This is a genomic window from Pseudoalteromonas sp. CR1 (genome assembly GCF_019392235.1).
GTDB lineage: Bacteria > Pseudomonadota > Gammaproteobacteria > Enterobacterales > Alteromonadaceae > Pseudoalteromonas.
This window is the reverse complement of the sequence record NZ_JAHXRM010000218.1, coordinates 1-275: the sequence shown is the minus strand read 5'-3', so window position 1 is coordinate 275 and position 275 is coordinate 1. Positions and strand designations below refer to the sequence as shown.

Here is a 275-nt window from a genome sequence, read left to right as displayed (position 1 = left end):
GAAGCTGATTCCTGAGTGCCCCAACAGACGAAACAGTTTGGCGCAGTAAGCGTTGTCGTAGGAACCCATGGCCGTGGTGTGGCTGGCGGTGACGCGCGTGCCCATGTCGCGGCTGCGGGCTTCTTCGGCAAGGACCTCGAGAAAGCGCGAGTGCGGATCATCGGTTTCGTCGCAGTGCACGTCCACCAGGCAGCCGGTACGTTCGGCCAGGTCCATGAGAAATTTCACCGAGCTCACGCCTTGGTCGCGGGTGTATTCAAAGTGCGGGATACCAC

General features: G+C 60.7%; 1 pseudogene. It reads right to left on the bottom strand.

What is annotated here, in order from left to right:
• Window positions 1-228 (bottom strand): annotated as a pseudogene (locus tag KZZ04_RS19180) (cytosine deaminase); the annotation flags it as partial.
• Window positions 229-275 lie beyond the last annotated feature (47 nt).